Origin of the sequence: Corynebacterium sp. HMSC29G08 (assembly GCF_001806875.1) — a bacterium.
GTDB lineage: Bacteria > Actinomycetota > Actinomycetes > Mycobacteriales > Mycobacteriaceae > Corynebacterium.
The window spans coordinates 12,966-25,462 of the sequence record NZ_KV786259.1 but is presented as its reverse complement, the minus strand read 5'-3'; the positions used below and the strand labels follow the sequence as shown (position 1 = coordinate 25,462).

The 12,497-nt window shown below is 61.1% G+C and carries 8 protein-coding genes; all 8 read left to right on the top strand.

Translation table 11 applies throughout. From position 1 onward, the window contains the following. Window positions 1–60 precede the first annotated feature (60 nt). The 8 genes from HMPREF3101_RS07605 to HMPREF3101_RS07570 all read left to right on the top strand — a co-directional run bounded on the left by HMPREF3101_RS07605 (window position 61) and on the right by HMPREF3101_RS07570 (window position 12,479). The gene (locus HMPREF3101_RS07605; protein ID WP_070464136.1) at window positions 61–285 is read left to right on the top strand and encodes a DUF3107 domain-containing protein; all 225 of its coding nucleotides are present in this window, start codon (window positions 61–63) and stop codon (window positions 283–285) included. Between the two features lie 11 nt (window positions 286–296). Continuing rightward, entirely contained in the window at window positions 297–1,397 is a 1,101-nt protein-coding gene (locus tag HMPREF3101_RS07600; protein WP_083280150.1) for a DUF3152 domain-containing protein, read from the top strand. An 11-nt stretch (window positions 1,398–1,408) separates the two neighbouring features. After that, complete coding sequence (locus HMPREF3101_RS07595; RefSeq protein ID WP_070464133.1) at window positions 1,409–2,119, top strand: hypothetical protein; 711 nt, start codon at window positions 1,409–1,411, stop codon at window positions 2,117–2,119. 18 nt (window positions 2,120–2,137) lie between these two features. Then, window positions 2,138–5,140, top strand: coding sequence for an ATP-dependent DNA helicase (locus tag HMPREF3101_RS07590; protein ID WP_070464131.1), 3,003 nt, complete (start codon window positions 2,138–2,140; stop codon window positions 5,138–5,140). Further along, window positions 5,133–8,438, top strand: coding sequence for an ATP-dependent helicase (locus HMPREF3101_RS07585; RefSeq protein WP_246816695.1), 3,306 nt, complete (start codon window positions 5,133–5,135; stop codon window positions 8,436–8,438). The genes HMPREF3101_RS07590 and HMPREF3101_RS07585 overlap by 8 nt, the downstream gene beginning before the upstream one ends. Before the next feature lie 129 nt (window positions 8,439–8,567). Next, window positions 8,568–9,641: a potassium channel family protein gene (locus HMPREF3101_RS07580; RefSeq protein WP_070464071.1), complete on the top strand. Its 1,074-nt coding sequence runs from the start codon at window positions 8,568–8,570 to the stop codon at window positions 9,639–9,641. Beyond that, the gene (locus HMPREF3101_RS07575) at window positions 9,634–10,431 is read left to right on the top strand and encodes an NUDIX domain-containing protein (RefSeq protein ID WP_070464069.1); all 798 of its coding nucleotides are present in this window, start codon (window positions 9,634–9,636) and stop codon (window positions 10,429–10,431) included. The genes HMPREF3101_RS07580 and HMPREF3101_RS07575 overlap by 8 nt, the downstream gene beginning before the upstream one ends. Then, window positions 10,431–12,479: an ATP-dependent DNA helicase UvrD2 gene (locus HMPREF3101_RS07570; RefSeq protein WP_070464067.1), complete on the top strand. Its 2,049-nt coding sequence runs from the start codon at window positions 10,431–10,433 to the stop codon at window positions 12,477–12,479. Before HMPREF3101_RS07575 ends, HMPREF3101_RS07570 begins: the two co-directional genes overlap by 1 nt. Window positions 12,480–12,497: the final 18 nt, after the last annotated feature.

Here is a 12,497-nt window from a genome sequence, read left to right as displayed (position 1 = left end):
TCTAGCCCGCGATCGTGGCAGCAGACAGGCGGTGTGTAGCTGGCCGTTACAATGGCCGATATGGATATCAAGATTGGTCTTGCAGACATTTCTCGTGAACTGACCATCCGCCTGCCGGAAGGTAGCGAGGAGGTTGTTGCGAAGATTCAGAGCGCTATTGAGGCTGGCACGCCGACTATCACGGTGGAGGATGAGAAGGGGCGTAGCTACCTGATTCGTACGGATCGCATTGCGTACGTCGAGCGGGGCTCGGCGGCAACTCATTCCGTGGGGTTCATGCGCTAAATTAACTGCATATGACCACACGGCACCAGCGAGGAACCCACGAGGGCGACACGAATAATGATGACGCCTGGGACGATTTTGACGACTTCATTTTTGATGAACTCGACGAATGGGAGCCTGAGCCGAAAAAAGGTGGCCGGCGTCATGCGCGCCATGAGCTTCCGGATGCCTACAAGGTAGATGCCTACAAGGTAACTGAGGGCTGGTGGGTGCGTTTTGCCCGCGAGTACGGCTGGCGCGCGTACGCCATCCCTGTGCTGTCTGTGATCACGGTGTTTGTGCTGATCAACATGGTGCAGAACCCAGATGCTGGTGTGGTAACCGCTGCAGGTACTGATGAGGTTGCAGCGCAAGACGGTGCAGCGCAAGACGGTGGAGAGCAGGGGGAGCACGGCGCCGAAAAACACGGCGACTGGCCGCACCGCGAGCCGGCGGAGAGGCCGGAGGCCGTGCTGGATGTCAATCACTTGCCGCCGGGTGGGCCATATACGGAGTCGGGTACTGGCAACTTCTTTGTCATTGGCCAGCCGGGTGCCGCTGGCGGCATTGGTGAGGAGTTGACAGTGCGCTACGTGGTTGAGGTTGAAGAGGGCATTGACACTTCGCTCTATGGAGGACCGGATGCGGTGTCTGCGATGGTAGATGCCACCTTGCTTGACCCGCGGAGCTGGACCAATGACCCGCGTTTTAGGCTTGAGCACGTTGCGCCGGAGGATAACCCGACGCTGCGTATCCGCTTAGCTTCTGTGAACACCACGCGTGAGTTGTGTGGTGGTGAGCTTGGTTTGGAAACCAGCTGCCGAACCCGCATTACGGGCGAGGACACCGTGGTGATTAATGAGTCGCGCTGGGTGCGTGGCGCAGCTCCGTTCCAGGGTGATCTTGGTTCGTACCGCCAGTACGTGATTAACCATGAGGTTGGCCATGCGCTGGGCTTTGCGCACCATGAGCAGTGCCCGGCGGATGGTGCGTTGGCGCCGGTCATGATGCAGCAGACGCTGAGCCTGAACAATGCGCAGCTCCGTAGCTTTGACCCGGGTGAGGTCTACGAAGACAATGACGATACGTGTCGGTATAACCCATGGCCGTATCCGCGCCCGGCGGTGCTGTGAGGGAGGGCCTGATGCGTATTCCCGAGCACGTGTTGCGCGCCTTCCAGCTTGATGGTGAGGTGGGCGAAGCTACATCTGAGGTGTGGGATGGTGGCGTGCGTTTTGGCCGGGTTGTGGTTGCCCCGGCGCAGGATGCCGCTGTGTGGTCCGCCAAGCTCCGTGAACGGGCGGAATCGAGCTTGGGTGTGCGGTTTTCGCGCTCTGTGCGGGCAACTGATGGCCGCTTTGTTGTTGGCGGCTTCGTGGCTTCAGAGTTTGTTGAGGGCCAGCCCGCCGCGCGCGTTGATGAGGTTGTTGGGGCTTCCCTGCTTATCGACGCTGCGTTGTCCACCACCCCCGCACCCACCGCCGAACCCGTGGAGGGTTCTTGGCGTGAGATTGACCGCGCGGTTTGGGCGGGTGATGAGCAGGACTATGGCGGCGAGTACGTTGTGGCGGACTTGGATTTGCTGCGCCGCTGCTTGTTTGACGGTTACGCGCCACCGGCGGTTGCAGCGTTGACGCCGTCGGCTGAGCTGCGCCCGCGTGGGTACACGGCTGCGATTGTGATGGTTGATGGACTGATTGCGAATGCGGTGGATGCGCGTGTGATTGACCGTTGGGCGCACATTCCAAACCTGCGTCAGTTGCTTGCAAAGGCGTGGGAGTTTCGCAAGCTCACAACGCCACTATCGAACATAGGTCCTGATTTTCGAAGGGTTGGGCAAATCGTGTGCCCCTAGTGTGTAACGATGGTGGCTATGAGCTCACCGGTTACACCTCGCGCTTACCTTGTATCGCGCCCGACTGACACCACGCCACGTACGTGGCCTGTTGATCTGCCCAGCGCTGGCTTGTGGAAGGTCACGGGAGACGCAGGTGCAGGTGTTTCTAGTTTTCTTGTAGACACTGCTGTTCAGGCCGTGGCCCGCGGGCGGGTGTTGGTGATCTCCTCTTCAAAGGAGTCCGGTGCACGTCTTCGTGCGGAGCTGTCGGAGCGTCTTGCCGCCACAGGCTTTGTGGTGGATGAGCCTTTGGTACGTTCGGTGCACTCGTTGGCGTTTGCGCTGCTTCGCCAGCAGACGGATAAGGAGATCCGGCTGATTTCTGGCGCTGAGCAGGATGCGATGATCCGCCAGCTTTTGATTGGTAACTCCGAAGACGGCACGGGCACGTGGCCGCAGGAGCTGCGCCCCGCGCTGCCTATGGTGGGCTTTGCTCGGCAGCTGCGTGACTTTTTGTTGCGCGCCGTCGAGCGTGGTTTGGGCCCAGATGATCTGCGTCGTTTGGGTGAGGAACACAACATTGCGATCTGGTCTGCTGCAGGTGATTTCTTGCGTGAATACCAGCAGGTGATGCGTCTGACGGGTGCGTTGCGCTACTCGGCTTCTGAGCTGGTGGCTGAGGTACTGGCAGGCATGAATGCGGGCGAGATTACAGAGACGTGGGATGCGGTGATTGTGGATGATGCGCAGCATCTCGCCCCGGCTTCCGCGCAGTTGGTTTCGCACCTGTTGCAGCGCGCCACGCTTGGTGTGGTTGGTGGTGATGTGGAGCAGGCAGTCTTTAGGTTCCGCGGTGCGTCCCCACGCTTTTTTGCCAACATGGGCGGATTAGATCACCAGGTGATTGACTTGGGTGCGACGCGTCGTTCGCCGCAGCGCCAGGTGGTGATTGCGCCGGAGGAACAAACGCACCACGCAACGCTGGTGGATACGATTCGGCGTGCCCACTTTGAACACGGTGAGCCGTTTTCTTCGATGGCTGTGGTGGTGCGCTCCACGCCGATGATTGAGCCGATTCGCCGAAGCATGCTGGCGGCAGGCGTGCCGGTGATGCTGGATCCCACGGATGTGGTGTTAGCGGAGCAACGCATTGTTGTATCCCTCCTGCTTGGGTTGGAGGCGTTGGGAAGCGAGCTTCAAGCTACGCAGTGGCGCGATCTTTTGCTGGGTCCGGTCGGTGGTGCGGATCCGGTGACGCTGCGCAGACTGCTGCGGGGTTTACGGCGTTTTGCCCCAGAGGAAAATGCGGAGGTGGTGCTGCACTGCCTGCTGGCTACGGATGAGGAACTGCCGGACTTTGAGGGCGTGCTTACGGATCGTGAGGTAGCGATCTTGGCGCGTATGCGCTCCGTGTTGGAGGCCGGCCGTGAGGCACTTGCGGCCAACGGCAGCGTGGAGGAAGTGCTGTGGGCAGTCTGGGCGGCAACGGGCTTGTCGGATCGCCTGATGGCGGCGGCGTTGCGCGGTGGCGCAACCGGTTCGCAGGCAGACCGTGACCTGGATGCGGCGATGGCGTTGTTTGACGCTGCGGGTGACTTTACGGAACGGCGCCCAACCGCAGGTGTTGGGTCCTTCATTGAATACATCGCGCAGCAGGAACTGCCTACCGGTGTGCGTGATCGGCGTACCGCAAAACCCGACGCAGTGCATGTGATTACCGCCCACGGGGCGGCAGGCCGGGAGTTTGGCCGGGTGATTGTGGCGGGCGTGCACGAGCATTCCTGGCCCTCGCTGGGGGAGACCGGAACCATGTTCCGCCAAGAGGATTTGATTGATTTGCTTGATGCTGGGGTGGATCCGGCGGTGCCGGTCTCGCACGCCTCGGAGCGCTTGGTGGAAGAGCGGCGTCTGTTCCACGTGGCCACCACGCGTGCCACGAAACACCTCTTGGTTACCGCAGTGGATGACCAGGACAGCGATGAGGTAGTTACCCCCTCGCGCTTTATTGAAGAGTTCTGCACCAGCTTCAACGTGCAAGCCGTTGAGGCTGACGCAGATACGGTTAAGGTGCTGGCCAAAGACGAAGTCATTGCGCAGCTTCGGCGTGTGTTGACTGACCCGGAGTGTGACGCGGTTGCTCGTACGCAGGCAGCGCGGCAGCTAGCGCGCCTTGATAACGCTGGTGTCAGTGGGGCCGGTGAGGGGCAGTGGTGGGGGTTGCGCGGGGCGTCTACAAGCGAAGCCCTGCAGCAACGAACGGCGCTGTCGCCTTCGCGGATTGAGAAACTCCTGGAATGCCCAATGCGCGAGGTACTTGAGCGCATGGTGGGGCTGGACGAGACGATGAACATGATTCACGGCTCCCTTGCGCACGCGTATTTTGAGGCGCTGGGCCGCGGTATGGAAGCAGCCAAAGCGCGTGCGGCGGTGATGGCGGCGAGGGAAGAAATGCAGGACGGGCCTTCGTGGAAAAACGAACGTGACCTGGCGGATTTTGCTCGGCTTTTGGATCGTATTGATACGTGGGTGGTGGCTGCGCAAGCGCGTCATGAGCTGCTGGCTGTGGAGGCTGGAGTGGATGTGACCGTGGATATGGAAACCGGGCTGCGAATTCGCGGACGAGTAGACCGGCTTGAGGCAGACGAAGGCGGGCTGGTTCGCATTGTGGACCTGAAGAGTGGTTCGAACATGCCCACACAAAAGGAAACGGATGACAACAAACAACTGCTGGCGTACCAGCTGGCGCTGAGTAACGGTGAGCTGCGCGGCGAAGAGATCCGGGATGCCCGCGGTGATGGTATGCAGATTGGCAGTGCTGTGCTGGTCTACCCAGGGTCTACAACAAAAGCCGTTGGTACCCGTGAACAGTCAGCGAAATCGCCCGAGGAGCTAGGGGAGTTTGCGCAGCTTATTCGCCCGCTGCCGGAGGCGATGGCGGGCCCAACACTGACAGCTACAACTGGATCGGGGTGTGAGTACTGCCAGGTGCGCTCACTGTGCCCGGTGCAGCCGGAAGGAATGGTGATTGCAGATGTCTAATGCGATGCCCCAAAAAACTGTGATGCCGCCAAAGACACTGTCAGCAGCGCTGAAGCAGAAGTTTCCACCAACGCCTCAGCAGGCGGATGTGATTGGCGCGGACCTAGGTCCCCTGCTCGTAGTCGCCGGTGCGGGTGCCGGTAAGACGGAGACCATGGCTGCGCGCGTGGTGTGGCTGGTAGCCAACGGGTTTGTGCGCCCCGACCAAGTACTGGGCCTGACGTTTACCCGTAAGGCGGCACGCGAGCTGGACAAGCGTATCCGTGACCGGCTGGCCACCCTGGCTGCAGATAGCGCGCTGGTTGCGCGACTAGACCCTACCGGTGAGTTGGGTGAAGCACTTGAGGTAATCGCGCCGACGGTGTCCACGTATGACGCATACGCCGGTGACCTGATCCGGGAGTATGGCCTTTTGGTGCCGGTGGAGCCGGATGCACGCCTGATTACAGACGCAGAGCTGCACGCCGTGGCCACAGACGTGGTGGCGAACTACTCCGGCCGACTGCTGGCTGAAGACGGCTCGAACCGCAAGATTAATTCCGTTGTGGAAAACCTGTTGGGGCTAGTCACCTCCATGGGCAATGAGCTGGCGGACCCCAAAGACGTTGCGGAAAACGCGTCGATTTTCTTGAAAGAAACTGAAGAGCTCACCGGCAGCAAGCGCACCAAAGGTGAATACTCGGCGGATATGACCAAGTGGCGTGCCATCCAGCAGGAGCGTGCGGCATACCTGCCGCTGGCTGCTGAGCTGCAGGCGGAACTACGCCGTCGCGGGGTGGTCACGTTTAATGAGCAGATGTCTGTGGCAGCAGCCATGGCGCGTGATCACGCACAGGTGGGGGAGAGTCAGCGTCGCCGTTTCAAGGTGGTCATGCTGGATGAATATCAGGACACGTCACACGCCCAACGTGTTCTTCTGACCAGCCTGTTTGGTAAAAACCAGGATCCGGGGCTGACCGTGACCGCGGTGGGTGATCCTATGCAGGCTATCTACACTTGGCGCGGCGCAACCGCGGCGAACTTAGCGGCGTTTGTGTCAGACTTCCCACAGGCGGACGGTTCACCGGCGCCGAAGAAGCAGCTGACCACCTCGTGGCGTAATCCACCTGAGGTGTTGGAGTTAGCCAACGGTGTATCCGACGAGATTTTGGGCACAGGCCAAGATCGCGCCGTTGAGCCGTTGCAGCCGCGCGAGGGTGCTGATGCCGGCCGGGTGCAGCTGGGCTACTTCAACACCCAGGATGAAGAGATCACGTTTGTTGCTGATGAGCTGCAGCGGCTGTGGGAGACATCGCAAGAAACAGGCGAAGCGTTCAAGACTGCCGTGTTGGTGCGTAAAAACCGCCACACCGCGGCCATTGCAGAGGCACTGGAAGCCCGTGGCGTGCCCTATGAAATCGTGGGTGTGGCAGGCCTGCTGGCGGTGCCGGAGGTAGCAGACACCGTGGCTATAGCCACCATGCTGGTACGCCCAGGGGACTCGGCGGCCGCGCTGCGGGTACTCGGCGGGCGCGCCGTAGGCCTTGGCCTGGCGGATCTTCAGGCGCTTGCTGCACGCGCCGAGAATCTTCGCGCCCGGGAACGTGGGCAAGATCCCGATAACGCTGAGCGTGCCGAAGTACCCGCTGGCGAGATGAGCGCGCAGGAGCGCCTGCAGCGCGAACTGGAAGACCTCGTGGATCGTGCTGCCGAAGTCAACGCCCGTTCTGAGCGCTGCGCGGGGTTGGCAGATGCGGTGGCGGATCTGGGCGAGCCGGAACGCTACTCGGACAAGGGCCTTGCACGCCTGAAAGACCTCAGCGCGAAACTGCGCTGGCTGCGCACACACAGCTTGGGCAAGCGTTTGGCGGACTTGTTTGCAGACATCATGAGTGTCTTTAACATCCGCACCGAGGTTCTTGCCCGCGACAGCGTCACCCGTGCCGCTCACTTGGATCGCTTGCTAGATGAGGTGGCCAAGTACCCAGGATCCAGTCCGGACGGCCTGCTGGACTACTTTGACCTGGCGCGTTCGCTAGAAGATGGTCTTGAGCCCGGCAACGTGAGCGTGCAAACCGACCGTGTGCAGCTGCTCACCGCGCACAAGGCGAAAGGCCTGGAATGGGACACTGTGGCAGTGCTCCACGCGGATGCAGGCACCTACGGGGCAAAAGCCGGCACGTTTTTAGGGCAGATCAAACTGCTGCAGGACGATACGTTTGCAGATACTGAAATCACCCCGGAGTTTGCAGAGGTGGATACTCGCTCGCAGTTTGAGAAGGCCGCGAAACAGTGGGTGAAGTTTGTCCGTGGGCGTGAAGCAGAAGAATCAGCGCGACTGTTTTATGTCGCCGTGACCCGATCGGCCCGCAATCTGTACGTCACTGCGTCACGCACCGCGCCGGGTACCACTCGGGACATCGCGCCGTATGAGCACTTTGCTCAGATGCGTGAGCAGGTAGATGAGCAATGCGTGGTCACCTGGTGGGACGGATCCGATGAAAGCGATGACACCCGTGCTGTACAGGACGCCAACAGCGAGCAACGCGTGGGCCTGTGGCCAGACTTCGTGCCTTCGCCGGAGATCATCGCGGCAGGCGAAGCGGTGGCAAGCGCACGCGAAGCAATGCCGGAAGCCAGCGACGCAGATCCCCGGTATGAACAGTGGGAGCGCGACGTTAGCGCCCTGATTGAAGAACACGAAGCGCTGCAGCGCGCCGAGGTCCCGGTGGTGCTGCCCGGTGAACTCACCGCATCTGACGTGGTGGCGCTTCGCGCTGACGCCGCCCAGTTCGCCCGGCGTGCGCGCAGGCCGGTGCCGTTTAAGCCGAACACGTACGCCAAGCGCGGCACGGCATTCCACGAGTGGCTGGAAGAGTTCTTCGGTGCGCGCCCGCTGCTGGATGAAAATGAGCTGCCGGGAAGCGAGCAAGAAGACGTCGATGCCGCGGTGCTTGAGCAACTCAAGAGCTCCTTTGAGCAGAGCCACTGGGCTGGCCGCACCCCGGCGTTTGTGGAGCGTGCGTTTGAGCTTGCGCTTGGCAACGTGGTGGTGCGCGGGCGAATCGATGCCATCTTTGAAGACGATGAGGGGTGGACCGTCGTGGACTGGAAGACTGGTATGAAGCCCACGCACGCGGATATGGAGGCGGCGAAGCTGCAGTTGGCGGTGTATAGGGAAGCGTGGCGTCGTATAGCTGGGGACGACAAACCGGTGCGAGCGATGTTCTTCTATGTGCGCACCGGCGAGGACTTTGCCCCGCGCGATCTTCCGGGTGCAGACGAGTTGGCAGCACTGATTGCTCCTGAGGAAGCCTAGGAGCGGACTTGTGGAGTGGACTACAGTGTCTTGCGGTGAAACAACCAGCAACGCAAGCACCAGGATGAGCACCGGAATGAGCACCGTAATGAGCACAGTGGAAGGGAGGCGCAAGTGAGGCGGCCGTATATGAGCGCGTGGAGCGATCGCTTCCGTTCGGGCATTGATGTCAGTGATATGCCGGTGCATACACTCACTGAGATCATCACCATTCCGCGCTCTACCCCGATCACACCGTGGTCCCTTATCGCGCGTCGTTTTGCGTACGCGATGCTGCTCATGGTGGTGGTGGCAACGCTGGTCTACATCGACAAGGATGGTTATTCCGAGGAATTAACGTACATTGACGCGCTGTATTACTCGGCGGTGTCGCTGTCTACCACTGGTTATGGTGACATCACGCCGGTGACGCAGGGGGCGCGTCTGGTTAACATTTTCTTGATCACCCCGGCGAGGGTGGCGTTTCTTATGCTTCTGGTTGGTACCACCCTGTCGGTGCTGACGGAAGATTCCCGCAAGACGCTTCAGATTCAACAGTGGAGGCAATCCGTGCGCAATCACACCATTGTCATTGGCTACGGCACGAAGGGGCGTTCGGCGATTGATGCGCTGCTGGCAGGTGGTGCCGCTCCGTCCAGCATTGTGGTGGTGGATACGGATGCGGTGAGTTTGTCGCAGGCGGAAAACCGCGGCCTGGTTACGGTGCATGGGGATGCGACGAAGTCGGGTGTGCTGCGGATCGCTGGTGTGAGCCGTGCGCGTTCCGTGGTGGTCGCGCCGAGTTCGGATGACACGGCGGTGTTGGTGACGTTGTCGGTGCGTGAGCTTGCGCCGAGCGCGATGATCGTGGCTAGTGCCCGTGAGAGTGAGAACCAGCATTTGTTGATGCAGTCGGGTGCGGATTCCGTGGTGGTTTCTGCGGAAACCACGGGTCGTTTGCTTGGTTTGGCTACGGTGACTCCGCCGGTGGTGGAGATGATGGAGGATCTGCTGAGCCCGGATGAGGGTTTTGCGGTGGCTGAGCGTCCGACAGCGGATGATGAGGTAGGGGCGAACCCGCGTCACTTGGCTGACATTGTGCTTGGCGTGGTGCGCTCGGGTGAGCTGTACCGCATTGATGCGCCTGAGGCGGAGGCGGTGGAGCCGGGCGATCGCATTTTGTACGTGCGTATGACCAAGCCTGTTGAGCAGGCTGATGACTAAGTACTTGTTGGTGGATGACAGCAGGGCTTTTCTGCTTGTCGACGCCGCGTTGACCCTCCCCAGCGCCCTACCCACAGGTCCCACGATCCGGCTTTCCAAGGACGTGGTTGCTATGCGCGTCCATGGCATTGCGGTAAGCGAGCTTAACGAGCTTGGGCACCATATCGAGGTAAGCGGTGATGCGCGCACGCACGCCGAAGACCCGCTGATTGCTCGCGCAATCGCCTTGCTCAACGCCCAGGAGCGCATGCGCGTGCACCCCACAGATGGCACGCCGTTGACCTGGGATGCGGATGGCACGCAGGCGGAAAGTGAACAGGGAAACGTGGTGTTTCCGCGGATTGACCCGAGTGTGATCGGCATTGTCACCAGTGCGGATGATCAAAAGATCCTGATGGTGGAAAACGTCCGCCGCCCTGGTTACTTCACCAGCGTTGCCGGTTACGTGGATCCGGGTGAGACGATTGAGGCAGCCTGGGCGCGCGAGGTGCGTGAAGAGACCGGCTACACGGTAAGCAGCCTGGCGTATGTGGGCTCCCAGCCGTGGCCGCTGTCCGGGGCGCTGATGTTGGGGTTTGTCAGTCGGGTTGATGAGACAGCAACGCCAGGTGAGACAGATGGGGAGCTACGCCGCATGGTGTGGGCGAGTAGGCAGGAGGTTATGGACCTGCCGTTGCCGCCGCAGGGCAGCATTTCGCTCAAGTTGATCACACGTTGGGTGGACAAAGGTTTTGACGATGTGGTGTTTAACGATGTTGTGTTTCGGGACGTTGGGGGAAGTGATTTCTAGTGGCTATTGATTTGAGCTTGTTGGATGCAGACCAGCGGGTTGCGGCAACCGCCCCGCGTGGTCCGGTGTGCATCTTGGCGGGTGCGGGCACGGGTAAGACACGAACGATTACCTACCGTATTGCCAACCTGATTGACCAGGGCATGGTCAGCCCGCAGCGTGTACTGGCGGTGACGTTTACACAACGCGCGGCAGGTGAGATGCGTGACCGCCTGCGCCAAATGGGTATTGGCGGGGTGCAGGCGCGAACCTTTCACTCCGCGGCACTGCGGCAGCTGGCGTATTTCTGGCCGCAGATCGCGGGTGATCTTCCGTGGAAGGTGCTGGATAACAAGTACCCGCTGGTGGCGCGCGCGGCGCGAGCTGTGGGGTTGGAGACCGGCAAGGACATGGTGCGCGACCTGATGGGGGAGATCGAGTGGGCCAAGGCGAATGTGATTGGGCATGAGGATTATGTCCAGCGCATTGGCACGTTGGGCCGCACGGCGCCGACGGAGGCGCAGAAGGTGGCGGATGTGTATCGCCACTATGAGGAGCAGAAGACCAGCCCTGAGGGCATGCTGTTGGATTTCGATGACCTGCTGTTGCACGTCGCCGCAGCGCTAGAGAACGCGCCTGCGGTGGCGGAGCAGTTCCGCGCCCAGTACCAGTCTTTTGTGGTGGATGAGTACCAGGACGTGACCCCGTTGCAGCAGCGTGTGCTGGAGGGTTGGCTGGGCCAGCGCGATGATCTGACGGTGGTGGGCGATGCCAACCAGACCATCTACTCTTTTACCGGCGCGACCCCAGATTTTCTGTTGAATTTTTCGCGCACCTATGAGCACGCCACGGTGGTCAAACTCCAGCGTGACTACCGTTCCACCCCGCAGATCACGGATCTGGCGAACACGGTGATTGGCAAGGCCACAGGACGCGCAGCGGGTACTCGTCTTGAGCTGATTGGTATGCGCGAGCCTGGTCCTGAGCCGACGTATTCGGCGTTTGATGATGAGCCGACGGAGGCCCGCGAGGTAGCCGCGGCAATCCGCCGCCTGCTGGATAGCGGCGTGCCGGCGCGCGAAATCGCCGTGCTGTATCGCATCAACTCTCAGTCCGCGGCCTTTGAAGCGGCACTGGCAGACGCGGGCATTTTGTACCAGGTCCGTGGCGGTGAGGGCTTCTTCAACCGCGGTGAGGTGCGCGAGGCCATCCACCAGTTGGCGCGCGCCGCAAACCGCAGCGACCTGCCTGATGACCCGGTGCAGGTGGCGCGTGCAGCGTTCGCCCCGCTTGGTCTGACCCCGAAGGAGCCGGAGGGTGCGCAGGCGCGTGAGCGTTGGCAAGCACTGCGTGCGCTGGTGGACCTGATTGAAGAGATTGTGAACTCTAAGGAGGCCGATGACCTAGCGGGTGTGCTGCGCTCTTTGCGCCAGCGCGCCGAGGCGAAGCAGCCACCGGCGGTGGATGGTGTGACCCTTGCCAGCCTGCACGCCGCGAAGGGCCTGGAGTGGGACGCGGTCTTCCTCGTCGGCTTGGTGGAAAACACGTTGCCTATCTCTCACGCGATTAAGGCGGGCGATGAGCAGATTGAAGAGGAACGCCGGCTGTTCTACGTGGGCATTACGCGTGCGCGTGAGCACCTGCACATGTCGTGGTCCCTCTCGCGTCAGGAGGGCGGAAGGAAGTCACGCACCCGCTCACGCTTCTTGGACGGTCTTGTGCCTGAGCTTGAGGTGGAGCGCTCCCCGCAGCGGCTGAAGCGCAACCGTCGTTGCCGGGTGTGCAACAACTTCTTGGACACCCCGGCGGATAAGGCGTTGGGGCGCCACGTGGACTGCGAACCTTCCTACAACGAAGACCTCTTCGCCACGCTAAAGAGCTGGCGTTTAGACGTCTCGCGTGAAGCCGGCCACCCGGCCTACATGGTGTTTTCAGACGCCACGTTGATTGCCATCGCAGAAGCCATGCCGCAGGACGTGTCCAGCCTGCTGGATGTGCCAGGTGTGGGCCCTGTCAAGGTGGAGGCGTACGGGCCTCAGGTGTTGGAGATCTTAAGCGAGTACAGCTAGAACCTTTTATGCTGGCGG

Bases quoted from the DNA above. Each gene is read 5' to 3' on its own strand.
- HMPREF3101_RS07600 (WP_083280150.1), top strand. From the start codon at position 297: ATGACCACACGGCACCAGCGAGGAACCCACGAGGGCGACACGAATAAT.
- HMPREF3101_RS07595 (WP_070464133.1), top strand. From the start codon at position 1,409: ATGCGTATTCCCGAGCACGTGTTGCGCGCCTTCCAGCTTGATGGTGAG.
- HMPREF3101_RS07585 (WP_246816695.1), top strand. From the start codon at position 5,133: ATGTCTAATGCGATGCCCCAAAAAACTGTGATGCCGCCAAAGACACTG.
- HMPREF3101_RS07580 (WP_070464071.1), top strand. From the start codon at position 8,568: ATGAGCGCGTGGAGCGATCGCTTCCGTTCGGGCATTGATGTCAGTGAT.
- HMPREF3101_RS07605 (WP_070464136.1), top strand. From the start codon at position 61: ATGGATATCAAGATTGGTCTTGCAGACATTTCTCGTGAACTGACCATC.
- HMPREF3101_RS07575 (WP_070464069.1), top strand. From the start codon at position 9,634: ATGACTAAGTACTTGTTGGTGGATGACAGCAGGGCTTTTCTGCTTGTC.
- HMPREF3101_RS07590 (WP_070464131.1), top strand. From the start codon at position 2,138: ATGAGCTCACCGGTTACACCTCGCGCTTACCTTGTATCGCGCCCGACT.